At 71.8% G+C, this 25,483-nt stretch carries 20 protein-coding genes and 1 pseudogene; 4 read left to right on the top strand and 17 right to left on the bottom strand.

The window, feature by feature from the left end:
* The first annotated feature begins 30 nt into the window (after positions 1-30).
* A pseudogene (gene pgl, locus L6E17_RS13925) lies at positions 31-772 on the top strand (6-phosphogluconolactonase).
* A 96-nt stretch (positions 773-868) separates the two neighbouring features.
* Here the strand turns inward: pgl and L6E17_RS13920 are convergent.
* The 16 genes from L6E17_RS13920 to uvrA all read right to left on the bottom strand — a co-directional run bounded on the left by L6E17_RS13920 (position 869) and on the right by uvrA (position 20,855).
* Entirely contained in the window at positions 869-1,711 is an 843-nt protein-coding gene (locus tag L6E17_RS13920; protein ID WP_236241081.1) for a poly-gamma-glutamate hydrolase family protein, read from the bottom strand.
* Between the two features lie 298 nt (positions 1,712-2,009).
* Positions 2,010-3,038 (bottom strand): acyltransferase, encoded by a 1,029-nt coding sequence (locus L6E17_RS13915; protein ID WP_236241080.1) that lies wholly within the window; start codon positions 3,036-3,038, stop codon positions 2,010-2,012.
* A 190-nt stretch (positions 3,039-3,228) separates the two neighbouring features.
* The gene (locus L6E17_RS13910; RefSeq protein WP_236241079.1) at positions 3,229-4,767 is read right to left on the bottom strand and encodes a PH domain-containing protein; all 1,539 of its coding nucleotides are present in this window, start codon (positions 4,765-4,767) and stop codon (positions 3,229-3,231) included.
* Positions 4,764-5,282, bottom strand: a complete 519-nt coding sequence (locus tag L6E17_RS13905; RefSeq protein WP_236241078.1) for a PH domain-containing protein — start codon at positions 5,280-5,282, stop codon at positions 4,764-4,766. Before L6E17_RS13905 ends, L6E17_RS13910 begins: the two co-directional genes overlap by 4 nt.
* 3 nt (positions 5,283-5,285) lie before the next feature.
* Positions 5,286-6,953 carry a glucose-6-phosphate isomerase gene (pgi, locus tag L6E17_RS13900; protein WP_236241077.1) on the bottom strand — a complete coding sequence of 556 codons (1,668 nt, stop codon included), beginning with the start codon at positions 6,951-6,953 and terminating at the stop codon, positions 5,286-5,288.
* A 193-nt stretch (positions 6,954-7,146) separates the two neighbouring features.
* The gene (locus L6E17_RS13895) at positions 7,147-7,482 is read right to left on the bottom strand and encodes an RNA polymerase-binding protein RbpA (protein ID WP_078066843.1); all 336 of its coding nucleotides are present in this window, start codon (positions 7,480-7,482) and stop codon (positions 7,147-7,149) included.
* A 129-nt stretch (positions 7,483-7,611) separates the two neighbouring features.
* Positions 7,612-7,848, bottom strand: coding sequence for a preprotein translocase subunit SecG (gene secG, locus L6E17_RS13890; RefSeq protein WP_236241076.1), 237 nt, complete (start codon positions 7,846-7,848; stop codon positions 7,612-7,614).
* A gap of 108 nt (positions 7,849-7,956) precedes the next feature.
* A complete protein-coding gene (gene tpiA / locus L6E17_RS13885; protein WP_236241075.1) occupies positions 7,957-8,733 on the bottom strand; it encodes a triose-phosphate isomerase in 777 nt (258 codons plus the stop codon).
* A gap of 5 nt (positions 8,734-8,738) precedes the next feature.
* Positions 8,739-9,950, bottom strand: a complete 1,212-nt coding sequence (gene pgk, locus L6E17_RS13880; protein WP_236241074.1) for a phosphoglycerate kinase — start codon at positions 9,948-9,950, stop codon at positions 8,739-8,741.
* Between the two features lie 142 nt (positions 9,951-10,092).
* Positions 10,093-11,097 carry a type I glyceraldehyde-3-phosphate dehydrogenase gene (gap, locus tag L6E17_RS13875; protein WP_236241073.1) on the bottom strand — a complete coding sequence of 335 codons (1,005 nt, stop codon included), beginning with the start codon at positions 11,095-11,097 and terminating at the stop codon, positions 10,093-10,095.
* 702 nt (positions 11,098-11,799) lie between these two features.
* On the bottom strand, positions 11,800-12,789 hold the full coding sequence (whiA, locus tag L6E17_RS13870) for a DNA-binding protein WhiA (RefSeq protein WP_071274682.1): 990 nt from the start codon (positions 12,787-12,789) through the stop codon (positions 11,800-11,802).
* On the bottom strand, positions 12,780-13,805 hold the full coding sequence (gene yvcK / locus L6E17_RS13865) for a uridine diphosphate-N-acetylglucosamine-binding protein YvcK (RefSeq protein ID WP_236241072.1): 1,026 nt from the start codon (positions 13,803-13,805) through the stop codon (positions 12,780-12,782). The genes whiA and yvcK overlap by 10 nt, the downstream gene beginning before the upstream one ends.
* Positions 13,802-14,851 carry an RNase adapter RapZ gene (gene rapZ / locus L6E17_RS13860; RefSeq protein WP_236241071.1) on the bottom strand — a complete coding sequence of 350 codons (1,050 nt, stop codon included), beginning with the start codon at positions 14,849-14,851 and terminating at the stop codon, positions 13,802-13,804. The genes yvcK and rapZ overlap by 4 nt, the downstream gene beginning before the upstream one ends.
* Positions 14,844-16,937: an excinuclease ABC subunit UvrC gene (gene uvrC / locus L6E17_RS13855; protein ID WP_236241070.1), complete on the bottom strand. Its 2,094-nt coding sequence runs from the start codon at positions 16,935-16,937 to the stop codon at positions 14,844-14,846. The genes rapZ and uvrC overlap by 8 nt, the downstream gene beginning before the upstream one ends.
* A gap of 235 nt (positions 16,938-17,172) precedes the next feature.
* On the bottom strand, positions 17,173-17,601 hold the full coding sequence (locus tag L6E17_RS13850; RefSeq protein ID WP_236241069.1) for a Rieske (2Fe-2S) protein: 429 nt from the start codon (positions 17,599-17,601) through the stop codon (positions 17,173-17,175).
* A gap of 347 nt (positions 17,602-17,948) precedes the next feature.
* Complete coding sequence (gene uvrA, locus L6E17_RS13845) at positions 17,949-20,855, bottom strand: excinuclease ABC subunit UvrA (protein WP_236241068.1); 2,907 nt, start codon at positions 20,853-20,855, stop codon at positions 17,949-17,951.
* Between the two features lie 194 nt (positions 20,856-21,049).
* Here uvrA and L6E17_RS13840 point away from each other — a divergent pair, with 194 nt between their 5' ends.
* The 3 genes from L6E17_RS13840 (at position 21,050) to L6E17_RS13830 (ending at position 24,018) form a co-directional block, all read left to right on the top strand.
* Complete coding sequence (locus L6E17_RS13840; protein WP_236241067.1) at positions 21,050-21,748, top strand: maleylpyruvate isomerase family mycothiol-dependent enzyme; 699 nt, start codon at positions 21,050-21,052, stop codon at positions 21,746-21,748.
* 23 nt (positions 21,749-21,771) lie between these two features.
* Positions 21,772-22,428: an MBL fold metallo-hydrolase gene (locus L6E17_RS13835; RefSeq protein WP_236241066.1), complete on the top strand. Its 657-nt coding sequence runs from the start codon at positions 21,772-21,774 to the stop codon at positions 22,426-22,428.
* 105 nt (positions 22,429-22,533) lie between these two features.
* Entirely contained in the window at positions 22,534-24,018 is a 1,485-nt protein-coding gene (locus tag L6E17_RS13830) for an MFS transporter (RefSeq protein ID WP_236241350.1), read from the top strand.
* Positions 24,019-24,233: 215 nt separating this feature from the next.
* Here the strand turns inward: L6E17_RS13830 and L6E17_RS13825 are convergent, their stop codons facing one another.
* Positions 24,234-25,226 carry a TerC family protein gene (locus L6E17_RS13825; RefSeq protein WP_268985206.1) on the bottom strand — a complete coding sequence of 331 codons (993 nt, stop codon included), beginning with the start codon at positions 25,224-25,226 and terminating at the stop codon, positions 24,234-24,236.
* Positions 25,227-25,483 lie beyond the last annotated feature (257 nt).

The raw sequence follows: 25,483 nt of genomic DNA, 5'->3' as shown, positions 1-25,483 counted from the left end.
CAGCTCGTCGTCCACCGCGACAAGGAGCTGATGGCCCAGGCCGCCGCGGCCCGGCTCATCACCCGGATCGTCGACGCCCAGTCCTCCCGCGGCTCGGCGTCGGTGGTGCTGACCGGCGGCCGCAACGGCAACGGCCTGCTGGCCGCGCTGGCGGCTGCGCCCGCCCGGGACGCGGTCGACTGGTCGCGGCTCGACCTGTGGTGGGGCGACGAGCGCTTCCTGCCGGAGGGCGACCCCGACCGGAACGACACGCAGGCACGGGCCGCGCTGCTGGACAGCGTGCCGCTGGACCCGGCGCGGGTGCATCCGATGCCGGTGTCGGACGGGCCGTACGGCGCGGACGCGGATGCCGCGGCCGCCGCGTACGCCGAGGAAGCTGGCCGCGGCGGCGCGACCGGAGAACCACGGTCCGGTGCCCGCGTTCGACGTGCTGCTGCTGGGCGTGGGCCCCGACACGCATGTGGCGTCGCTGTTCCCCGAGCACCCGGCGGCGCGGGAGGCGGAGCGCACGGTGGTGGGCGTGCACGGCGCGCCCAAGCCCCCGCCGACCCGTGTCTCGCTGACGTTCCCGGCGATCCGGGCCGCCCGTGAGGTGTGGCTGCTGGCGGCCGGCGAGGACAAGGCGAAGGCGGTGGCCATGGCCCTGTCGGGTGCGGGTGAGCTCCAGGCCCCGGCTGCGGGTGCCTACGGGCGGTCCCGCACGCTGTGGCTGCTGGACGCGGCGGCCGCTTCGCAGCTGCCCCGGACGCTGTACCCGGCGGCGCAGCCCTGACGGACGTCGTACCGGAGGCCCGGTCCGCGCGCACTCCTGCGTGCGCGGACCGGGCCTTTCCCGTGGGGCCCGGTGGCCCGCTCCGGATCATCCGGATCAGAGGACGATCTGGTCGGGGTCCCCGTGGAGGGCGGCGATCGCGGCGCGGCAGGCGCCGACGAAGTCCCAGTACTTCTGCGTGGTGCTGCCGGCTCGGCCCTTCCGGGTGTTGACGGAGTACATCGCGGCGCGCAGCTCGGTGGTGAGCTCCAGCTGGCCGCCCTTGCCCAGCATGGTGAGGTTGCAGGGGTTGTTCGGGTTCACCCCGGCCAGGTCGGGGAGTTCGTCGCCGTCCCGCCAGGCGATGCCCACCGCGTCGAACTCGGCCTTGAGCAGCGTCCTGAACCGCTTGTTGAGCCCGCCGACGACCACGGCCTGCGGGTCGGAGGTGCCCGCCTGGGCGGACGTGCAGCCGTGCAGGCTGAGCACGTTCAGGCTGGAGCGGACCATCGACCGGCAGACGTGGTCGTCGTTGTTCTTGGCGGTGACGTGCAGTTCCCGGTTGTTGGAGCTGCGCAGCCCCTCGAACATCCAGTAGTCGTGCACCCCGAGGCCGTCGTCGGCCGGTGCGAGGGTGGCGGGGTGGTAGCCCGCTATGCCGAGGCAGAGCTCGGAGGTGCCCATCTCGATGCCGCCGCCGTGCATGGCCAGGATCGTGGTGCGGTTGTAGGGGTAGCGCTCGGTGTAGCTGTGGTCGAGGAACTCGTGCCGCTTGTAGCGGCGGGCGAAGTCCACCCCCTCTTGTCCGGCGAGCCGGGTGTAGAGGTCGGTGTTGGAGCTGTAGGTGTCGAACTCGCCCGTGGCGTGCGCGGGAGCGGCGGTCAGGCCGTCCAGGGCGGGGCCGGCCACGGCAGCCGCGGCGAGAGCGGTCAGTACGGTACGACGGCTGGTGTAGGTCATTGCGCCATGATCACCGACCCGCGGGGGGCGGCATGCCGCCTGCGGCGTGGCATGCGTCACGGCTGCCGTTCGAGGAACGGTCCCAGCAGGCCCGGCACCGCGTCCGCCGCGAAGCGCAGCCCCTCGGTCTCGCTGCCTCGGTCTCCCCTGCGCCGTATCGCGTCGGCCGGGTCGCGGCGGCCCCCGGTCCCTGTACCTGTCGGTGCAGCCCTCTCTGGCCGCTGCACCGGAGGCCCGGTCCGCGCGCGCTTCCGCGTGCGCGGACCGGGCCTCCCCCGTATGCGCGGGCAGGTGCGGTTCAGCCCGTGGCGCCGGCTGTGCGACGGGGCTTGCGCTTGCCGAGGACGAGGCGGCGGCCCGGCAGCTCCACCCACCGGTAGAGCGCTGCCGAGAGGCCCAGGGTGACGGTGAAGACGGCGGCGGCGGCCGCCAGCGCCGGGAGGGTGTCGAAGCGGGGCTGGTGGCCGAACACCAGCGTCCCGGCCTCCAGGACCAGCACGTGCACCATGTAGAACGCGAACGACCACTCACCCAGCTTCACCGTGCGGCGTCCCTGCCACATCGTCTTCCTGCCCTCGATGTCGGCGAGCGCTCCCGCCGGAATGAGGAGGGCGAAGCCGAGGACGGTGGTGGACGCGTACGCGTTGAGGAAGTACGGGGTCATGAAGTACCCGATCAGGGTGATGGCCGTGGCGGCTTCCAGACCGGGCCCGCGCCAGGCGCCGAGCCGGACCAGCCGGGCCAGGGCGACGCCCAGGACGAACTCGGGGAGGCGTGCGAGCGGGAAGTTGTAGAGGACGACGCCGAGGTCCAGATGGGCGTTCGCCTCGGGAAGGACCATCACCGTGCCGACGCACACCGCCGACAGGGCGTACAGCGCGCGGGGGCCGAGCCGGCGCAGCACCGCGTAGAGGGCGGGGAAGCAGGCGTAGAAGAAGGCCTCGCAGACGAGCGACCAGCTGACCGGGTTGATGCCGTGCCACCACGCGTCCTTCCAGGCGTTCAGCAGCAGGAAGTTCGCGGCCGTCTCCTTGAGGCCGTGCGGCCTGAGTTCGGGCAGCACGGTGAACGCCAGCGCCAGGGCGGCGAGCGTGGTGACCACGTGCACGGGGTAGATCCGGGCGAGTCGGCGCCTCCAGAAGGACACCGCGCTGTCCCCCGGCCGCGCGGACCAGGCCAGCACGAACCCCGAGAGGATGAAGAAGAAGGTCACCCCGACCGCGCCGGGCCCGAACGCCCACACCACGAGGTCGAGGTCGTCGCCGCCGAAGTACTTGGCGTTCTTCAGATGGAAGAGGAACACGACGAGGGCCGCTGCCCACCTCATCCCTGTCAGGGAGGGCAGGTGGGCACCCGGTCGGGGGGCACCCGCCTGTTCCCGGTTCGGGGGTGAAGTGGCTTCCCGCGAAGACACCAGGGCCGTGGCACTCAAAGAAACATCCGTTCGATGGTGGACTGGGGTGGCGTGCGGCACTTGCACCTCCCCCGCCGCACGGCGGACATCGTATGCCCTGCCCTCATATGGCCCGGGATGGCGGCTTCTGCAGGAACGGCTCCAGCAGGCCCGGCACCGCGTCCGCCGCGAAGCGCAGCCCCTCGGTCTCGTCCGCGTCCGGTATCTCGTACGCCCCGTCACCCGCCGCCGTCGTCGCGGTGAGGGTGAGCAGCCCGGACCTGCGCTGGAAGTACGACTGCTTCACCGTCCACCCGATGACGCCGCCCCGCTGGAGGACGACCGTGGACCGCCGCACCGTACCGGAGCGCGCCAGCAGGTGGGGGCCGTCGATGCCGTGGCCGAGGTTCCGGTAGGCGTCCAGGGCGAGCAGCACCGCGAGCGGCAGCAGGGCCAGGGCGCTGCCCAGCGCCGCGTACAGGAGCTCCGGCAGGCGGAGGAACGCCCCGGTAGCGGCGAGGCCCAGTACGGGCACCGAGGCGGAGGTGAGGGCCCAGCGCAGGCGCCGGCCGCGGGCGGCTCGGGGATGCGGGGTGAGCGGGGCGCGCAGGGCGCCTCCCCCGTCCCTGAGGACGCGTCCGGCGACGGTCTCGGCGACCGGGCGCGGCACCGCGGGCAGCAGCGTCCGGTGGCTGTCGCGCTCATCGTCCTTTCCCTGTACGAGGCCGGTGGCTATCGCGTCGACGCGGGCGGCCCGGCACAGCCGGATGCCGAGCGGTTCGACGAGCGCGACGCCTCGCAGCCTCCGCTCCTCGATGGTCAGGGAGCGGGCGGTGAGCAGCCCGCGCCGCAGCCGCAGCGTGCCGCCCGGCTCCCGTTCCAGCCGGTAGTTCCACCACATCTCCACCCAGACGGCGAGGGCGCCGGCGGCGCCGGCGAGGAGCGCCGCGGCGGCGAGGGCGGCGACGAGCCACAGCAGCGGGGTGTCGCGGAACAGGCCGCCTATCCAGTCGATGACTTCACCCTGCGCGCCGAACCACTCGCTGACCTGCATCACACCTCCGGCCGCCGCGCCGCCGAGGAGGGGCGCGACGAACGACAGGGGGGCGTAGCGGACCCAGGCGGGCCGGAGGACGGCGAGCTCGCCGTCCTGCCGCGGCACGCCGTCGGCGGCCTCCTGGCGGTTGAGCAGCTCGCGGCGCAGCCGCTCCCCCTCCGCGCGGGTGACGGGGTCGAGCTCCAGGGTGGACTCGCCGCCGGCGGACTGCTCGCCGGTGCCGATCCGGACCTTGACGAGTCCGAGGACGCGCAGCAGGAGATGGGCGGTCAGGTCGACGCTGCGGATGCGTTCGCGGGCGAGGGAGCGGCGTTTCACCAGCAGGACGCCGGTGTGCAGCTCGGCCCGTTCGGGCCCGACGCGGTAGCGGGTGCGCCGCCAGCGCACGTACCCGATGCCCGCCCCGCCGAGGACGGGCAGCAGGAACCACGCCGGCAGTACCAGCAGCGCCGACCACAGCGGCAGTTTGCCCATCACCACGACGGCGACGGGGACGAAGGAGCCCAGGGACAGTCCGCCGCCGAAGAGGCCGGAGAGCGGGATCACCCTCCAGTCCAGCCGCTGCCACTCGCCGGGGCCGGGCGCGGGGCCCTGCTCCGTGCTCATGTCGCGTCCCCCGGCGTGGCCTGCGCGATGCGGGTCAGCCGGCGGGCGAGGTCGGCCGCCACCTCGTGGTCCAGCCCGGCGATGGTGATCGCGCCCTTGGCCGACGCGGTGGTCACCGTGACGGTGGCGAGGCGGAAGACCTGCTCCAGGGGCCCGCGGACGGTGTCCACGGTCTGGATGCGGGACATCGGCGCGATGCGCCACTCCTGCCAGAAATAACCCGTACGGACGTACACCGCCTCGTCCGTGACCTCCCATCGGTGGACCGTGTACCACCAGCGGGGGAGGAACACGGTGCCGGCGAGGCCCGCCGCCGCCACGGCGCCCGCGGCGGCCGCCGCCCAGCCCCTGACGGGCTCGGCCAGCCAGGCCGTCACGGCGAGGGCGGCGCCCAGGACGGCCGTGGTCAGCAGCCACTGGGTGCGCCACCAGGTGACGGCCCGCTCGTGGAGCGTGTGGGCGGGCGTCCGCAGTCTCAGCCGGGCGTTGTCGTGCACCGTGTCCTCCCCCGTCATGGTCTACCGCGCCCTCAGCGCCCGGTAGGCGGCGGCGAGTGCGGCGGTGGAGCTGTCCAGGTCCTCGCCTCCCACGCCCTGCGTGAGCACGGGCTCGATGCGCTTGGCGAGGACCTTGCCGAGCTCGACGCCCCACTGGTCGAACGAGTCGATGTTCCAGACGGCGCCCTGGACGAAGACCTTGTGCTCGTACAGCGCGATGAGCTGGCCGAGGACGGAGGGGGTCAGCGCGTCCGCGAGGATGGTGGTCGTCGGGTGGTTGCCGCGGAACGTCTTGTGCGGGACCAGTTCCTCGGCGACGCCCTCGGCCCGCACCTCGTCGGGGGTCTTGCCGAAGGCGAGCGCCTGGGTCTGGGCGAAGAAGTTCGCCATCAGCAGGTCGTGCTGGGCGACCAGACCGGGCGGCAGGTCGTCGACGGGCCGGGCGAACCCGATGAAGTCGGCCGGGATGACCTTCGTGCCCTGGTGGATGAGCTGGAAGTAGGCGTGCTGCCCGTTGGTGCCGGGCGTGCCCCACACGACGGGCCCGGTCTGCCACGCGACGGGGTTGCCGTCGCGGTCGACGGACTTGCCGTTGGACTCCATGTCGAGCTGCTGGAGGTACGCGGTGAACTTCGACAGGTAGTGGGAGTAGGGCAGGACCGCGTGCGACTGCGCGTCGAAGAAAGCGCCGTACCAGACGCCCAGCAGGCCGAGCAGCAGCGGGGCGTTCTCCTCCGGCGGGGCCGTGCGGAAGTGCTCGTCCATCAGCCGGAAGCCGTCGAGCATCTCGCGGAACCGGTCGGGCCCGATGGCGATCATCAGGGACAGGCCGATGGCGGAGTCGTAGGAGTAGCGCCCGCCGACCCAGTCCCAGAACGCGAACATGTTGGCCGTGTCGATGCCGAAGTCCTGCACCTTCTCGGCGTTGGTCGACAGGGCCACGAAGTGCTTGGCGACGGCTTCCTGGCCGGCCTTCAGCTCGGTGAGCAGCCAGTCCCGCGCGGAGGTGGCGTTGGTGATGGTCTCGATGGTCGTGAACGTCTTGGACGCGATGATGAAGAGGGTCTCCTCGGCGTCCAGGTCGTGCACGGCCTCGTGCAGGTCGGCGCCGTCCACGTTGGAGACGAAACGGAACGTCAGGTCCCGGCGGGTGTAGGGGCGCAGCGCCTCGTAAGCCATGGCCGGGCCCAGGTCGGAGCCGCCGATGCCGACGTTGACGATGTTCTTGATGGGCTTCCCGGTGTGGCCGGTCCATCCGCCGGACCGCACGCGCTCGCTGAAGGCGCTCATCTGGTCGAGGACGGCGTGCACGTCCGGTACCACGTTCCGGCCGTCGACCTCGATCACGGCCTCGCGCGGGGCGCGCAGCGCGGTGTGGAGGACGGCGCGCCCCTCCGTGTTATTGATCTTGTCGCCGCGGAACATGGCGTCCCTGAGCTCGGCGACGCCGGTGGCTGCGGCGAGGTCGCGCAGCAGCGCGAGCGTCTCGCCGGTGACGAGGTGCTTGGAGTAGTCGAGGTGGAGGTCGCCGACGCGCAGGGTGTGCGTGGTGCCCCGCTGCGGGTCGCCGGCGAACAACTCGCGCAGATGCGTGCTGCCGAACTGCTCCCGGTGCTTCCCGAGCGCACTCCACTCGGGCAACTGGTCGAGCCGTCGGCCGCTGGTGCGTTCCGCCATCATCTTGGACATCAGCCCACTTCTTCTTCGTACCTGCCTGATTGCCCCGCTGCCCCTCCAACCTAATTGATCGGGAAGACTCCGACGGACTTGTCCACAGGCCCGTTGTCCACAGGCCGGACAGGCCGGAAGCGGCAAGGGCCCCGCCCGCCGGAACTGTCGTTCCTGCGGGCGGGGCCCTTGCCTCGCGGTGCGGTGCGCCGTCTCAGATCTCGCCGCGGAGCTTGGCGAGCGCCTCGGCCAGGATCGCCTCGCCGTCCGCGTCGCTGCGGCGCTCCCGCACGTACGCGAGATGCGTCTTGTACGGCTCGGTGCGCGGCGGGTCCGGCGGGTTGTCCCGGTCCTGGCCGGCAGGGAAGCCGCAGCGCGGGCAGTCCCACGTGTCGGGGACCTGCGCGTCGCTCGCGAAGCTCGGCTGAGTCTCGTGCCCGTTGGAGCACCAGAAGGAAACGCGGAGCCGGGGCGCGGACTCGCCGCGCTCGGCCTCTCCCATCGGCCCCGCTCCCACCCGGCTGCCCCGGATAGCGTTGCCACTTGCCACGGTCGTCACTCCCTGCGTGCGGTGCTCAAGGATGCCCCAGTCTACGTAAGGCCCAACGCGCGTCCAGTGAGGGGAGTTACCCCTTCGCCACGGGACGCGGACAGTGGACGCGGGGCCGGGAGGTCCCGGCTACGCCTCCAACTTGATGAGGAGGCCGACGACGATGATGCAGGCGACCCAGAGCAGGCCGACGACCACGGTGATGCGGTCGAGGTTGCGCTCGGCGACCGAGGAGCCGCCCACGGAGGACTGCATGCCGCCACCGAACATGTCGGAGAGACCGCCGCCCTTCCCCTTGTGCATCAGCACCAGCAGCATCAGCAGCAGGCTGAACACGATCAGGGCGATCGAGAACCCCATAATCACGGCTGGACCCTACTTCCTGGCAATTCTCTCGGACTGGATGGACGACGGGGGCCCGGGCGCACTGCCCGGACCCCCGCAAGGGTACGACGGATCGGCCTTACCGCATACTCACTGGTCGCGGAAGCGGACGATCTTGACGAACTCCTCGGTGTCCAGCGAGGCACCGCCGACCAGGGCGCCGTCCACATCCGGCTGCGACATGATCGCGGCGATGTTGCCGGCCTTGACGGAGCCGCCGTACTGGATCCGTACCCGGTCGGCCAGGTCCTGCGAGTACAGCTCGGCCAGGCGGCCGCGGATGGCCCCGCACACCTCCTGGGCGTCCTCGGGGGTGGCGACCTCGCCGGTGCCGATCGCCCAGACCGGCTCGTACGCGATCACGATGGACTCGGCCTGCTCGGCGGGGATGCTCTTCAGCGCGCCGTCGAGCTGGGCCAGGGTGTAGGCGACCTGGTCGCCGGCCTTGCGGACGTCGAGGCCCTCGCCGACGCACAGGATCGGGGTCAGGCCGTGCTTGTAGGCGGCCTTCACCTTCTCGTTGCAGGTGGTGTCGGTCTCGCCGTGGTACTGGCGGCGCTCGGAGTGGCCGACGGCGACGTACGTGCAGGACAGCTTGGCGAGCATGGCGCCGGAGATCTCGCCGGTGTAGGCGCCGGAGTCGTGTGCCGACAGGTCCTGGGCGCCGTACTTGATCTTCAGCTTGTCGCCGTCGACGAGGGTCTGGACGGACCGCAGGTCGGTGAACGGCACGAGGACCGCCACCTCCGTGTCCGCGTAGTCCTTGTCGGTCAGGGCGAAGGCGAGCTTCTGGACGTGGGCGATGGCCTCAAGGTGGTTGAGGTTCATCTTCCAGTTGCCCGCCATCAGCGGGGTGCGGGTGGTCACGGTGTTCAGTCCTCCAGTGCGGCGAGGCCGGGAAGCGTCTTGCCTTCGAGGTACTCGAGGCTGGCGCCGCCGCCGGTCGAGATGTGGCCGAATGCGTTCTCGTCGAAGCCCAGGGTACGGACGGCGGCGGCGGAGTCCCCGCCGCCGACGACGCTGAAGGCCGGGGAGTCGACGAGCGCCTGGGCGACGGCCTTGGTGCCCTCGGCGTAGTCGGGGTGCTCGAAGACGCCCATGGGACCGTTCCAGAAGACGGTGCCGGCGTCGGCGAGCTTCGCGGCGTACAGCTCGCGGGTCCGGGGGCCGATGTCCAGGCCCTCCTGGTCGGCGGGGATGGCGTCCGCGGCGACGGTGCCCGGGTTCGCCGGGGCCTTGGTCTTCAGGTCCGGGAACTCGGTGGAGACCAGCACGTCGGCGGGGAGGACGAACTCCACGCCGCGCTTCCCTGCCTCCGCCAGGTAGTCGCGGCAGGCGGGGACCTGGTCCTCCTGCAGCAGCGAGATGCCCACCTCGTGGCCCTGGGCCTTGAGGAAGGTGTACGCCATGCCGCCGCCGATGAGGATGCGGTCGGCCTTCTTGAGCAGGTTGTCGATGACGCCCAGCTTGTCGGAGACCTTGGCGCCGCCGAGCACGACCACGTACGGCCGCTTGACGTCCTCGGTGAGCTTCTTCAGGACGCCCACCTCGGACGCGATGAGGTAGCCGGCGTAGGACGGCATGAGCCGCGGCAGCTCGTACACCGAGGCGTGCCGGCGGTGGACGGCGCCGAAGCCGTCGCCGACGTACACGTCCGCGAGGGCCTCCAGGCGGGTGGCGAGTTCGGCGCGGGCGGCCGGGTCCTTCGAGGTCTCGCCGGGGTGGAAGCGCAGGTTCTCGATGACCGCGACCTGGCCGGCCTCCAGGCCGTTCACGGCGGCGTGGGCCTCGCTGCCGATGGTGTCGGCGGCGAACGCCACGGACCGGCCGAGCAGCTCGGCGAGGCGTGCGGCGACGGGGCGGAGGGAGAACGCCGGGTCGGGCTCGCCCTTGGGGCGCCCCAGGTGCGAGGCCACGACGACCTTGGCACCGGCCGCGGTGAGGGCCTGCAGGGTCGGCAGGACGGCGCGGATCCGGCCGTCGTCGGTGATCGTGCCGCCGTCGAGCGGCACGTTGAGGTCGGCGCGGACGAAGACCCGCTTGCCCTGGACTCCCTGGGCGAGAAGTTCGTCGATCGTCTTCATCGGTTTTCGTGCTCCTTGGAAGGGACGGGGGCCGGCGGGTCGGGGCAAGCGACAGGGCCCGCGCAGCGCTGCCGTGCGCTGCCCGAGCCCTGTGCTCACATCGAGGTGCCAGCCCTGCTGCTGATCGTAGTGGTGCTTCCGATCAGAGCTGGTTGCCGACGAAGACGGTCAGGTCGACGAGGCGGTTGGAGTAGCCCCACTCGTTGTCGTACCAGCCGACGATCTTGACCTGCTTGCCCTGGACCATCGTCAGCGACGAGTCGAAGGTGCAGGAAGCCGGCCAGTTGACGATGTCGGAGGAGACGATTGGGTCGGCGGTGTAGTCGACGATGCCCTTCAGCTCGCCCTCGGCGGCCTTCTGGAAGGCGCTGTTGATCTCGTCCCTGGTGACCTCGCGGTCCAGTTCGACGACGAGGTCGGTGACGGAGCCGGTCGGCACCGGGACGCGCATGGCGATGCCGTCCAGCTTGCCCTTGAGCTGCGGGAGGACCAGCGCGGTGGCCTTGGCGGCGCCCGTGGAGGTCGGGATGATGTTCTCCGCGGCGGCGCGGGCGCGGCGCAGGTCCTTGTGCGGGAAGTCCAGGATGCGCTGGTCGTTGGTGTAGGCGTGGACCGTCGTCATGAGGCCCTTGACGATGCCGAAGTTCTCGTCGAGGACCTTGGCCATCGGCGCCACGCAGTTGGTGGTGCAGGAGGCGTTGGAGATGACGTGGTGGTTGGCCGGGTCGTAGGTGTCCTGGTTGACACCCATGACGATGGTGACGTCCTCGTTCTTGGCCGGGGCCGAGATGAGGACCTTCTTCGCGCCGCCCGCGAGGTGCTTCGCGGCGTCGTCGCGGTTGGTGAAGATGCCGGTGGACTCGACGACGACGTCGACGCCGAGCTCACCCCACGGGATGTCGGCCGGGTTGCGCTCGGACAGCACCTTGATGGTGCGGCCGTCGACGGTGATGGTGTCGGCGGTGTGGGAGACGTCCGCCTTCAGGCGGCCGAGGATGGAGTCGTACTTCAGCAGGTGGGCGGTGGTCGCGGTGTCACCCAGGTCGTTGACAGCCACGATCTCGATGTCCGCACCCTGCTCCAGCAGCGCACGGAAGTAGTTGCGACCGATGCGGCCGAAGCCGTTGATTCCTACGCGGATCGTCACGAACCGATCTCCTCGTTGGTACGCCGGGTTTCGACGCCGGCGAGCTGTATGGGATGTCCCCGACCGGTTATGACCCTACCTCTCCTGGCCCCCCGGAGTGACATCGAGCGCACGCGTACGACCGCTATCGCGCAACTTACTGACGGGTAGCACGGTGATGACTGCACGACTGTGCCAGGGGAGCGTCAAATGTGCATATGACGACCCTGCCGACGGCTCCCGGCGCGGGCCCCGCCGGACCCGCGCGCCGGCGTGAACGACCGTACGGGGGCCGGGTGGAGGCGGCTTCGGCACAAGGGGGCGTCGGCGCGGGGCGGTGCGGCCGGGCCCCGGTGGCTGCCGGCAGGGGAAATCGTGTGGCGCTCCCGTCGCGGTGCCGCGGCGCTCCGCGGACGGCGCGGCCGCGGAGCGCTCTGCGGCGGTCCTCCGGGTACGGGCCCGGGTACGGGCCCGGCACGGCCCGCAGCGGGAGGCCCAGCGCCCCGTACGACCGCGCAGGCGGCCGGAGCTGCGACGCGCCCCGGCGCGGGAGGCCCAGGGGGCCGCTCACGGTTCGCAGCGGGAGGCCAGGGGCCGCGCGCGTACGGCCGCGCAGGCGGGGCCGTACGCGCACGGCGTCCCGGCACGCCCCCGTGCACCGCGGAACCGCGGCGGCGCGCCCGGCGGGCCGGTGGACGCCGTGGCCGCCGCGGGCGGGGCGGGTCAGCTGACGAGGCCGTCCGCCATCTCCTCCGTCAGGTTCGACTCCGTGCCGGGGATGCCGAGGTCGGCCGCGCGCTTGTCGGCCATGGCGAGCAGGCGGCGGATCCGCCCGGCCACCGCGTCCTTCGTCAGCGGCGGGTCCGCGAGCGCCCCGAGTTCCTCCAGGGACGCCTGCTTGTGCTCCATGCGCAGCCGTCCGGCGGCGGCGAGGTGCTCGGGCACGTCCTCGCCGAGGATCTCCAGCGCACGGGCGACGCGGGCGCCGGCCGCGACGGCGGCGCGGGCCGAACGGCGCAGGTTCGCGTCGTCGAAGTTGGCCAGCCGGTTCGCGGTGGCGCGCACCTCGCGCCGCATCCGCCGCTCCTCCCACGCGAGGACCGACTCGTGGGCGCCCAGCCGGGTCAGGAGGGCGCCGATCGCGTCGCCGTCCCGGACGACGACCCGGTCCACACCCCGCACCTCGCGGGCCTTCGCGGCGATGGAGAGGCGGCGGGCGGCGCCGACCAGCGCGAGCGCGGCCTCCGGTCCCGGGCAGGTGACCTCAAGGGACGAGGAGCGGCCCGGCTCGGTCAGGGAACCGTGCGCGAGGAAGGCCCCGCGCCAGGCGGCCTCGGCGTCGCAGGTGGCGCCGGAGACCACCTGCGGCGGCAGGCCCCTGATGGGACGGCCGCGCCCGTCGACGAGCCCGGTCTGGCGGGCGAGCTGGTCACCGCCCGCGACCACCCGCACCACGAAGCGCGAACCGCGCCGCAGTCCGCCCGGAGCCATCACGATCAGCTCCGAACCGTGCCCGAAGATCTCCGCGATGTCCCGCTTCAGCCGGCGCGCCGCCATCGCGGTGTCCAGCTCGGCCTCGATCACGATGCGCCCGCTGACCAGGTGCAGGCCCCCGGCGAACCGCAGGATCGACGAGACCTCCGCCTTTCTGCAGCACGTGCGGGTGACGGGAAGCCGGGAGATCTCGTCTTTCACCGCTGCCGTCATCGCCATGGGCCGATCCTTCCATGCATCCGGAAAATACGGTCGTACGCGGCGGCCAGCAGCTCCGGGTCGTGCCTGGGCAGTCCGTCCTCCCTGGCCACCGGCGCCAGCTCGACCGCGGCTCCGAGCCTTTCGGCGGCCTCGGACAACGACCCGCGGTCGGGCACGGCGGCCTCGTCGGCCAGCACCACGTCCAGCGAGAGTTTAGGGGCGTGTCGGGCCAAAACCTCCAAATGACGCTGCGGGGAGAAGCCCGCGGTTTCCCCGGGCTGCGGCGCGAGGTTCAGTGAGAGGACCCGGCGGGCCTTGGTCTCGGTCAGCGCGTCGAGCAGTTCCGGCACCAGCAGGTGCGGGATCACCGAGGAGAACCAGGAGCCCGGGCCGAGCACCACCCAGTCGGCGTCCAGCACGGCCTCCACCGCCTCGGGGACGGCCGGCGGGTCGTTCGGCACCAGGTGGACGGACTGCACCTCACCGGGGGTGAGCGCCACCGTGGCCTGGCCCCGTACGAGGTCCACGTCCCGCGGCCGCTCCGGGTCGTGGCCCCGGACCAGGGCCTGGAGCTCCAGCGGCACGGCGGACATCGGCAGCACCCGCCCGTGCGCCCCGAGCAGTTTCCCGACGAGGTCGAGGGCCTGCACGGGGTCGCCGAGCTGCTCCCACAGCGCGACGATCAGCACGTTGCCCACGGCGTGCTCGTGCAGGTCGCCCTTGGACTGGAAGCGGTGCTGGATGACGCGGGCCCAGGTCTGGCCCCAGTCGTCGTCGCCGCACAGCGCGGCGAGGGCCTTGCGCAGGTCGCCGGGGGGCAGGACGCCGAGCTCCTCGCGCAGACGGCCGCTGGAGCCGCCGTCGTCGGCGACCGTGACGACGGCGGTCAGGTCTCCGGTGATGCGGCGCAGCGCGGCCAGTGACGCGGACAGGCCCATGCCGCCGCCCAGGGCCACGACCTTGGGCTGGGTGCCGCGTCGGCGGAGCGTACGGGCGGACAGGGTGCTCGTACGCCGCCGGTACGGGCGCCTCACTCGCGCCCCATGTCGCGGTGGACGACGACGGTCTCGACGCCCTCGGAGGCGAGCCGGGCGGCGAGCTTCTCGGACATGGCGACCGAGCGGTGCTTGCCGCCGGTGCAGCCGACGGCGATGGTCACGTAGCGCTTGCCCTCGCGGCGGTAGCCCGCGGCGATCAGTTCCAGCAGCTCGGTGTAGCGGTCCAGGAAGTCCTTGGCGCCGGGCTGGTTGAAGACGTACGCGGAGACCTCCTCGTTGAGGCCGGTGAAGGGGCGCAGCTCCGGGACCCAGTGCGGGTTCGGCAGGAACCGGCAGTCGACCACCAGGTCCGCGTCGACGGGCAGCCCGTACTTGTAGCCGAAGGACATGACGGTGGCCCGCAGCTCGGGTTCCTCGTCGCCGGCGAACTGGGCGTCCATCTTGGCGCGCAGCTCGTGCACGTTGAGGCTGGAGGTGTCGATCACCAGGTCGGCGTCGCCGCGCAGCTCGCGCAGCAGGTCGCGCTCGGCGGCGATGCCGTCGACGATGCGGCCGTCCCCCTGCAGCGGGTGGGGGCGGCGCACGGACTCGAAGCGGCGGACGAGGGCCTCGTCGGAGGACTCGAGGAAGACGATGCGGCGCTTGACGCCCTTGGCGTCGAGCACGGCGAGGGAGTCGCGGAGGTTGTCGAAGAACTGCCGGCCGCGGACGTCGACGACGACGGCGATGCGGGCCACGTTGCCCTGCGACCGGGCGCCGAGCTCGACCATGGTGGGGATGAGGGCCGGCGGCAGGTTGTCGACGACGAACCAGCCGAGGTCCTCCAGGCACTTGGCCGCGGTGCTGCGGCCCGCCCCGGACATGCCGGAGATGATCACCAGTTCGGGGATGGCGGGCTCGGCCGCCGCGCCGGTCGCCCCGACCGCGCCGTTCACGCCGTTCGCACCGTTGGCGCCGCCGTTCCCGCCGTTGGCGGCGGCGTCGGCCGTCGTGCCCGTACTGCCCGTACTCACGTGTGCTGCTCCGTCTTCTCGCTCCGCGCCGCCTGCGGCGGGCGCGGTGCCGTCGGTGTGGTCATTCATGTCCGGATCCCCGTCCACGCGCGGTGTCCCCGTTGTCGTCTTCCATGATCTCTCCTGTCGCCGTGTTGACGGCGGGAGCGGCCGGGGCGGCCTGGGCGAGTGCCGCGGCGACGGCCTCGGCGGTCTTCCGGCCGACGCCGGGGACCTCGCAGATCTGCTCGATTGTCGCCTGCCGGAGCCGCTTCACCGAGCCGAAGTGTTTGATCAGGGTCTTCTTCCGGGCCTCGCCCAGCCCGGGCACGGCGTCCAGGGGGCCGGTCCTGAGGCGCTTGGTGCGCTTGCTGCGCTGGTAGCGGATCGCGAAGTCGTGGGCCGTGTCGCGGACCCGCTGGAGCAGGTAGAGGCCCTCGCTGGTGCGGGGCAGGACGACCGGGTCGTCCTCGCCGGGCAGCCAGACCTCCTCGAGGCGCTTGGCGAGCCCGCACACGGCGACGTCGTCGATGCCCAGCTCGTCCAGGGCCCGGCGGGCGGCGGCGACCTGCGGCTGCCCGCCGTCGACGACGACGAGCTGCGGCGGGTACGCGAACTTCCTGGGGCGGCCGTCGTCGTCCAGGGCGGCAGAAGGGACCTCGGCGGGCACCTCACCGCCCGTGGAGGGCGGCTCCCCGTCCGGCACCTCGCCGCCCGCGGGGGACGGCACCCCGTCCGGCACCTCGCCGTCGCTGCCGACCCACTCCCCCGTCTTCTCCTTCTCGGCGAGGTATCGGCGGAACCGCCGGCCGATCACCTCATGCATGGACCGGACGTCGTCCTGCCCCTCGAAACCGCGGATCTGGAACCGCCGGTACTCGCTCTTGCGGGGCAGACCGTCCTCGAAGACCACCATGGAGGCCACGACGTCCTCGCCGTGCAGGTGGGAGATGTCGAAGCACTCGATGCGCAGCGGCGCGGCGTCCAGGCCGAGGGCGTCGGCGATCTCCTCCAGGGCGCGGGAGCGCGTGGTGAGGTCGCTGGCGCGCTTGGTCTTGTGCAGGACCAGGGCGTGCTGGGCGTTGCGGCCCACGGTCTCCATCAGTGCCTTCTTGTCGCCGCGCTGCGGCACCCGCAGGGAGACCTGGGACCCGCGCCGCTGGCTCAGCCACTGGCTGATGGCGTCCAGGTCCTCGGGGAGGGCCGGCACGAGGACCTCCTTGGGGACGGCGTCGCCCCGCTCCTCGCCGTACAGCTGCTGCAGGGCGTGCTCCACCAGCCCGGCGGTGTCGACGGCCTCGACCTTGTCGGTGACCCAGCCCCGCTGGCCGCGCACCCGTCCGCCCCGGACGTGGAAGATCTGCACGGCTGCTTCCAGCTCGTCCTCGGCCACGGCGATCAGGTCGGCGTCGGTGGCGTCGGCGAGAACGACCGCGTTCTTCTCCATGGCCCGCCTGAGGGCCTCTATGTCGTCGCGGAGCCGCGCGGCCTTCTCGTACTCCATCTCGTCGGCCGCCGCCATCATGTCCTTCTCCAGGCGGCGGATGTACGTGCCGGTCCGCCCGGCCATGAAGTCGCAGAACTCCTCGGCCAGTTCGCGGTGGTCCTCGGCGCTGATCCGGCCAACGCAGGGGGCGGAGCACTTGCCGATGTACCCGAGGAGGCAGGGGCGGCCGGTGCGGGCTGCGTTCCTGAACACGCCGGACGTGCAGGTGCGGACGGGGAAGACCCGCAGGAGGAGGTCGACGGTCTCGCGGATGGCCCACGCGTGGGCGTACGGCCCGAAGTACCGCGTGCCCTTCTGCTTCTGGCCGCGCATGACCTGCACCCGCGGGAACTCCTCGCCCAGGGTGACCGCGAGGTACGGATAGCTCTTGTCGTCGCGGTACTTGACGTTGAAGCGGGGGTCGAACTCCTTGATCCAGGAGTACTCGAGCTGGAGCGCCTCCACTTCGGTGGAGACCACCGTCCACTCCACGGACGCCGCCGTGGTGACCATCGTGCGGGTGCGGGGGTGCAGTCCGGCCAGGTCCTGGAAGTAGTTGGCGAGCCGCTGCCGCAGCGACTTCGCCTTGCCCACGTAGATCACCCGGCGGTGCTCGTCGCGGAACCTGTAGACCCCCGGCGAGTCGGGGATCTGTCCCGGCTTGGGGCGGTAGCTGGAGGGGTCTGCCATGCCTCACACCCTACTGGCGGACGCTGACACGCCCGGGGTCCCGGACGGCGTCCGGGCCAGGGCAGCGGACGGAGGCGCGGGCGGGGCGGGCAGGCGGTCCGCCCCGGCCGGGGAGCGGCGGAGTCGGCGGGGCGGGCGGGGCGGGCGATCCATCCCGGCCGCCAAGCCCAGCCGCAGATCAGCTCCAGAAGCCCCGGGAGCCGCAGAAGCCGCAGCCCGCGGACTCCGGAGGCCGTCAGGCCTGGGGGCCCGCGATGAGCTTCCCGTCCTTGACGGTCACGGGCACCTCGGGCAGCGGCACCGTGGCCGGGCCCTTGAGGGCCTTGCCGGTGGTGACGTCGAATCGGCTGCCGTGGCACGGGCAGTTGCCCTCGCCGTCCTCGACCTTGTCGAGGACGCAGCCGGCGTGCGTGCACTGGGCGCTGAACGCCTTGTACTGCCCCTGGGCCGGGCAGTGCACGAGCAGCCGCTGCTCCCGGTAGAGCCGGGTGCCGCCGACGGGCACGTCACCGGCCGCGCCGAGGTCCACGGGGGCGGTCGGCGTGGGTGTCACGGCGTGGCCGACCTTGGACTCGGTGGAGCAGGCGGCGACCCCCACGCCGGCCGCCCCGGCGAGCGCGGCGCCCTTCAGCACGGTACGGCGGGTGGCGGGCTTGCCGGACATGGGCTGCTCCAGGACTAGACAGGTGCGCGAACGACGAAGCCGACGATACCGACGCACCGGACCCCGCCCGCCCGGGGGTCCCCAGGGCGGCCCGGCAGCCCCGGGGACCTGCGGCCCGAGCCCCGGGACGGCACTGCGGCCCTGAAGCCGCTGGGCCCCGGCATCCCCGGGGCGGCCCTGCGGCCCGGTGCGCTACCCGCCCGGTGGCCCGGGGCAGCCAGGCTCCCCGGGGGCCGAACGGACGCGGAACACCCCACCCCGCACGGGACCGCCCACGCCGCACGAAACCGCCCACGCCCCACGTGCCCGCGCGCCGTACGGGCCCCTATGCCGTGCGGGCCGCCGCCCTACGCCTTGCGGGCGCGGCTGCGCCGTGCGGGCGCCGCCTTCACGGGCGCGGCGTCGCTGACCCGGTCCCCGAGGATCTCGCGCAGGAACTTGCCGGTGTGGCTGGCCGGCACCCCGGCGACCTGCTCCGGTGTGCCCTCGGCGACCACGAGCCCGCCGCCGCTGCCGCCTTCGGGACCCATGTCGACGATCCAGTCGGCGGTCTTGATGACATCGAGGTTGTGCTCGATGACGATCACCGTGTTGCCCTTGTCGACCAGGTTCGACAGGACCTTGATCAGCTTCGAGATGTCCTCGAAGTGCAGACCCGTCGTCGGCTCGTCCAGGACGTAGACCGTGCGTCCCGTCGACCGCTTCTGGAGCTCGCTGGCGAGTTTCACGCGCTGGGCCTCGCCGCCCGACAGCGTCGGCGCCGACTGGCCCAGCCGGACGTACCCGAGGCCGACCTCCGTGAGGGTCTTCAGGTGGCGCGAGATCGTCGGGACCGCCCCGAAGAACTCCAGGGCCTCCTCGATGGGCATGTCCAGCACCTCGGCGATGGACTTGCCCTTGTAGTGGACCTCCAGGGTCTCCCGGTTGTAGCGCGCGCCGTGGCAGACCTCGCACGGCACGTACACGTCCGGCAGGAAGTTCATCTCGATCTTGATGGTGCCGTCGCCGGAGCAGTTCTCGCAGCGGCCGCCCTTGACGTTGAAGGAGAACCGGCCCGGCAGGTAGCCGCGGACCTTCGCCTCCATCGTCTCCGCGAAGAGCTTGCGCACATGGTCGAAGACGCCGGTGTAGGTGGCCGGGTTCGACCGCGGGGTGCGGCCGATCGGCGACTGGTCGACGTGCACGACCTTGTCGACGAGGTCGTCGCCCTCCACGCGCGTGTGCCGCCCCGGCACCGACTTGGCACCGTTCAGCTCGCGGGCCAGGTGCGTGTACAGGATGTCGTTGACCAGGGTGGACTTGCCGGAGCCCGAGACGCCCGTCACGGCGGTGAGGACACCCAGCGGGAAGGACACGTCGATGTCCCGCAGGTTGTTCTCCCGCGCCCCGTGGACGGTCAGCCTCCGGGCGGGGTCCACGGTCCGGCGGACGTCGGGCACCGGGATGGCCCTCTTGCCCGCGAGGTACTGCCCCGTCATCGAGGCCTTGTTCGCGAGCAGCTGCTTGAGCGGCCCGGAGTGCACGACCTCGCCGCCGTGCTCGCCGGCGCCGGGGCCGATGTCGACGACCCAGTCGGCGACCTTGATGGTGTCCTCGTCGTGCTCGACGACGATGAGGGTGTTGCCCATGTCGCGGAGGCGTACAAGGGTCTCGATCAGCCGGTGGTTGTCGCGCTGGTGCAGGCCGATGGACGGCTCGTCCAGCACGTACAGCACGCCGACCAGGCCGGAGCCGATCTGCGTGGCGAGCCTGATGCGCTGGGCCTCGCCGCCGGACAGCGTGCCGGCCGCCCGGTTCAGCGACAGGTAGTCGAGGCCGACGTCGACCAGGAACCGCAGCCGCTCGTTGACCTCCTTCAGCACCCGTTCGGCGATCTTCTTGTCGCGCGCGGTCAGCGTGAGGCGCCCGAGGAACTCGGCGCAGTCGCTGATCGACATCGCCGACACCTCGGCGATCGACTTGTCCATGACCGTCACGGCCAGCACGATCGGCTTCAGGCGCGTGCCCTCGCAGGTGGGGCAGGGCACCTCGCGCATGTACCCCTCGAAGCGCTCGCGGCTGGAGTCGCTCTCCGCCTCGCTGTGCCGCCGCTTCACGAAGGACACGGCGCCCTCGAAGGCGGGCGTCGTGTAGGCCCGCTCCCTGCCGTACCGGTTGCGGTAGCGCACCTCGACCTGGGTCCTGTGGCCGTACAGCAGCGCCTTCCTGGCGCGCTGGGGCAGGCCCGCCCACGGGATGTCGGTGCGGAAGCCCAGCGCGTCGGCCAGGCCGCCGATGAGCCGCCCGAAGTACTCCTTGGTGTGCCCGTGCGACCACGGGTGGATCGCGCCCTCGTCCAGGGTCCGGTCCGGGTCGGGCACGACCAGCTCCGGGTCGACCTCCATGCGCGTGCCGATGCCGGTGCAGTCGGGGCAGGCGCCGAAGGGCGAGTTGAAGGAGAAGGAGCGCGGCTCCAGCTCCTCGAAGGACAGGTCGTCGTACGGGCAGTACAGGTGCTCCGAGTACATCCGCTCGCGCTCGGGGTCGTCCTCGGGGAGGTCGACGAAGTCGAGCACGACCATGCCGCCGGACAGGCCCAGCGCGGTCTCGACGGAGTCGGTGAGCCGGCGCTTGGCGCTCTCCTTGACGGTGAGGCGGTCGACGACCACCTCGATCGTGTGCTTCTCCTGCTTCTTCAGCTTCGGCGGCTCGGTCAGCTGGACGGTCTTCCCGTCGACCCGCGCCCGGCTGTAGCCCTTGGTCTGGAGGTCGGAGAAGAGGTCGACGAACTCGCCCTTCCGCTCGCGCACGAGCGGGGACAAGACCTGGAAGCGGCTGCCCTCGGGCAGCTCCAGCACCCGGTCGACGATCGCCTGCGGCGACTGGCGGGAGATCGGGCGGCGGCACTCCGGGCAGTGCGGCTTGCCGATCCGCGCGAAGAGCAGCCGCAGGTAGTCGTACACCTCGGTGATCGTGCCGACCGTGGAGCGCGGGTTGCGCGAGGTCGATTTCTGGTCGATCGAGACCGCAGGGGACAGGCCCTCGATGAAGTCCACGTCGGGCTTGTCCATCTGGCCGAGGAACTGCCGGGCGTACGAGGACAGCGATTCGACGTATCTGCGCTGGCCCTCGGCGAAGATCGTGTCGAACGCGAGGGACGACTTGCCGGATCCGGACAGACCGGTGAAGACGATGAGCGAGTCACGCGGGAGGTCGAGCGAGACGTTCTTCAGATTGTGCTCGCGCGCGCCACGGACGATGAGACGGTCGGCCACGCCGGTCCGCACCTTTCTTGAGAGAAGCGGGGGCACAGCCCCCGTCCCAGACTCTTCGAGCCTATGGGGGCCGCCGGATGGATGAATCCCTGACTTTCCAGGATGCCTCCACCGAGCGTATAGCACGTGCATTCGATTTACGTCCGCGCTTCGTCACCTTCACCCGATCGAGTGGCGGCGCTAGGGTCGGCGGCATGATCGACCACGTACGTGACCTGGCCTCGGTACGCGAGGCGACCGAGCGGCTGCTCAGCGCGGCCGCCACTCTCGACAACGCGGCGGTCGCCGCCCCGTCACGGCTGCCCGGGTGGACCCGCGGGCACGTCCTGGCCCACCTGTCCCGCAACGCCGACGCCCTGGTGAACGTCCTCCAGGGCCTCCCCATGTACGCAAGCGCAGAGGCCCGCGAAGCCGACATCGAGGCCGGCGCCCCGCGCCCCCTGGAGGCGCAGCTGGCGGACCTGCGCGAGACGGCCGCCCGGTTCCAGGCGGAGGGCGAGGCCCCGGCCGACTGGAGCCGCACGGTGGAGCTCCGCAACGGCGTCACGGACCAGGCGGCCCGCGTCCCCTTCCGCCGCCTCGTGGAGGTCGAGCTGCACCACGTCGACCTCGGCGTCGGCTACGAGCTGGAGGACCTGCCCGCGGAGTTCACCGCGCGGGAGATCGACTTCCTGGCGGACCGCTTCGCCGGCCACCCGGCGGTCCCCGCCACCGTGCTCACCGCGGACGACGGCAGCACGTGGCGGACGGGGACGGCGGCCGAGGGCGCGGGGGCCCCGGAGACGGCCGTCACCGGCACCGCCGCCGACCTCCTCGGCTGGCTGGCCGGGCGCCGCGACGGCGCCGCCCTGAAGGTCTCCGGCGGTGCCCTCCCGAAGCTGCCCCCGCTGTGAGGACCCGGCGATAGGCTGAGCCCATGACGTACAGCGGAGTGGTGAAGGTCGGCGGTCCCGCGGACGTGCACGAGCTGCAGGACCTGATCGTCTCGAAGGTCGCCGTCGGCCCGATGGACAACAACGCGTACCTCCTGCGCTGCCGCGCGACCGACGAGCAGCTGCTCGTCGACGCGGCCGCCGAGCCGCACACTCTGCTGAGCCTGATCGGTGACGACGGCATCGCGTCCGTCGTCACCACCCACCGGCACCAGGACCACTGGGGCGCGCTGGCCGAGGTCGTCGCCGCCACGGGTGCCCGCACCTACGCCGGGCGGTACGACGCCGAGGGCGTGGCCGTCCCGACCGACGTGCTCGTCGAGGACGGTGACACCATCCGGGTGGGGCGGGTCGAGCTGACGGCCCGCCACCTCGTGGGCCACACCCCCGGCTCGATCGCGCTGGTCTACGACGACCCGCACGGCCCTCCCCACGTCTTCACCGGCGACTGCCTGTTCCCGGGGGGCGTCGGCAACACCCGGAACGATCCGGAGGCGTTCAGGAGCCTGCTGCACGACGTGGAGACCAAGCTGTTCGGCGCCCTGCCGGACGAGACCTGGGTCTACCCCGGCCACGGCAGGGACACCACGCTCGGCGACGAGCGCCCGCACCTCGCGGAATGGCGCGAACGCGGCTGGTGAGACCGGGCCTCCTCGTGTGCGCGGCCGCAAGGGGGCCCGCCGCCCGGTAGTTTGCGCGGCATGCACGCACGTCACCTCCCGCCGGCGGCACAGTCGGCGCCGTCCATGGGTCGGCTCGCCGCCGCCTCCCTCACCGGGACGGCCATCGAGTTCTACGACTTCTTCGTCTACGGCACCGCGGCGGCCCTGGTCCTCGGCCCCCTGTTCTTCCCCGCCTTCTCGCCCCTCGCGGGCACGCTGGCGGCCTTCGGCACGTTCGCCGTGGGGTTCGTCTCCCGGCCGCTCGGCTCGCTGATCTTCGGCCACGTCGGGGACCGGTACGGGCGCCGGCCGGTGCTCTTCGCGTCGCTCGCGCTGACCGGCGCGGCGACGGTCGCGGTGGGGTTCGTCCCCACGTACGCGACGATCGGTGTGGCGGCCCCGGTGCTGCTGGTGGTGCTGCGGTTCGTGCAGGGGCTCGGGCTCGGCGGGGAGTGGGGCGGCGCGGTGCTGCTGACCGCCGAGCACGCGCCGCCGGGGCGGCGGGCCCTGTGGGCGAGCTTCACGCAGATGGGTCCGCCGGTCGGCTTCCTGCTGGCGAACGGCGTGGTGCTGGCCCTGTCGGCGTCGCTGAGCGACGAGGCGTTCCGGGAGTGGGGATGGCGGGTGCCGTTCTGGGCCGCGGGTCTGCTCGCGGTCGGCGGGCTGCTGCTGCGCACGTCGCTGCATGAGACGCCGCAGTTCCGGGACCTCACCGAGAGCGGGGCGCGGGCGACCGCGCCGGTGGTGGAGGTGGTGCGGCACCACTGGCGGCCGGTGCTGCTGACGGCCGGGGCGCTGGCCGTCGGCTACGCGGTGTTCTACACCGTGTCGACGTGGGCGCTCGCGTACGGGACGGAGCAGCGCGGAGTGGACCGCACCGTCATGCTGCTGGTGGTGATGGCCGCGGTGGCCGTCAAGGGGGCGCTGACCCCGCTGGCGGCGATGCTGGGCGACCGGTACGGGCGGCGGCCGCTGTGCCTGGCGGGGTGCGCGATGTCGGCGCTGTGGATGTTCCCGATGGTGTGGCTGCTGTACACGGGGCGGCCCGCGGCCATGTTCCTGGGGCTCGTGGTGGCGCTGCTCGCGTTCATCACCATGTTCGCCGTGGTCGCCGCGTACCTGCCGGAGCTGTACGAGCCGCGGGTGCGGTGCACGGGCGCGGCTGTGGGCTACAACCTGGCGGGTGTGGTGGGCGGGGCGCTGACGCCCATGGTGGCGACGGCCGTGTCGGGGGGTTCCGGTCCGCCGTGGGGCGTGGCGGCATACCTGACGGGCATCGCACTGCTGAGCCTGGGCTGCTTCGCCCTGCTGCCGGAGACGCGTCCCGAGCCGGAGGGCGGTGAGCCGGCCGGCGAGCGGGCCGGGAACCCGCGGCGGCGGCCTGACGCCCGGGACGGCGCCAGGCCGCGGCGGCGGGCTCAGGCGGTCTGGATCTCCAGGACGTCGCAGTTGAGGAACTTCGTCGGGCGGGAGCAGAGGGACTCCAGCCGCTGGGCCATCTCACTCGTGCCGGGGTCGTCGTTGTTGCGCATGGCCTCCTCGTACGAGTCGAACTCGACGACCACGTAGTAGCGCCCCGGGTTGTCTCGGTCTTTGAGGATCATGCTGCGGCTGGGTCCGTAGTCCCGGGGTTCGTTCTCCGCGCCCCACTCGTCCATCAGGGCGCGGACCTCGTCCATGCGGTCCGTCTCGACATCGAGGATCTGCGTGAATCTCATGCGGACACGCAAACACCGCCCGTGCCGTTCGGCAACCGGGCGGCGTCCGCGTGTACTCCGCAGGGGTCAGACCTTCACGGAGTCCTTGTCGCCCTCGTCGACGGAAGGCTGCTCGCCGGCGGACTGCTCGGCGGCCGCCAGGCGGCGGGAGGCGATCAGGCTGGTGATGGTCGTGATGACGAGGACACCGCAGATCACGCCCAGCGAAACGGGGATCGAGATCTCGGGGACGTGCACCCCGGACTCGTGGAGGGCGTGGAGGATGAGCTTCACGCCGATGAAGCCGAGGATCACGGACAGGCCGTAGCTGAGGTGGACCAGCTTCTTGAGGAGGCCGCCGATGAGGAAGTACAGCTGCCGCAGACCCATCAGCGCGAAGGCGTTGGCCGTGAACACGATGTACGGGTCCTGGGTGAGGCCGAAGATCGCGGGGATCGAGTCCAGGGCGAACAGCAGGTCGGTGGTGCCGATGGCCAGCATGACGACCATGAGCGGCGTCAGCACGCGCTTGCCGTTCACCCGGATGAACAGCTTCGTCCCGTGGTAGCGGTCGGCGACGCCGAAGCGCTTCTCGACGGCCTTCAGGAGGCGGTTCTCCTCGAACTCCTCCTCGGGCTCGTCGGAGGACGCCTCCTTGATGAGCTTCCAGGCGGTGTAGATCAGGAACGCGCCGAAGATGAAGAAGACCCACGAGAACGTGGAGATGATCGCGGCGCCTGCCGCGATGAAGATGGCCCGCATGACCAGCGCGATCAGCACACCGACGAGGAGGACGCGCTGCTGGAGGTGGGAGGGCACGGAGAACTTCGCCATGATGAGGACGAAGACGAAGAGGTTGTCGACACTGAGCGACTTCTCCGTGATGTACCCGGCGAAGAACTCGCCGGATGCCTGGCTCTCCCCCATGAAGATCAGTCCGACGCCGAAGAGCACGGCGAGGACGACCCAGACGACCGTCCAGATGCCGGCTTCCTTCACCGACACGTCGTGGGGTTTGCGGCCGATGAGAAAGTCGACCGAGATCAGGGCGAGCAGACCGAGAACGGTCACCACCCACATGGTTGTCGTGACTTGCACTGCGCCTCCGGCGTCGTACGGCTACTGCTCAGCGTCGTCGCTGCCGGAGGTCTCTTCCACCCGTGGCCGCCCGGTGACGGGCCGACGCTGGGCCGGCGTCCCGGGACCGGTCTTCCGTCCGACCGTCCGTACTGACGAGCACGCCGCAGGCGGGAATACTCCCCTCCGCACTGCACACCGTACCCGACGCGCCAAAGAAAGGTAAAGAGAAGGGCAAGTGCACAGAAGGGCCCTGCTGA

This window comes from Streptomyces sp. CC228A, from assembly GCF_021390935.1.
Lineage (GTDB): Bacteria > Actinomycetota > Actinomycetes > Streptomycetales > Streptomycetaceae > Streptomyces.
Note: the sequence above shows the minus strand (reverse complement) of the source record. Positions and strands in the feature narration are given on the sequence as shown.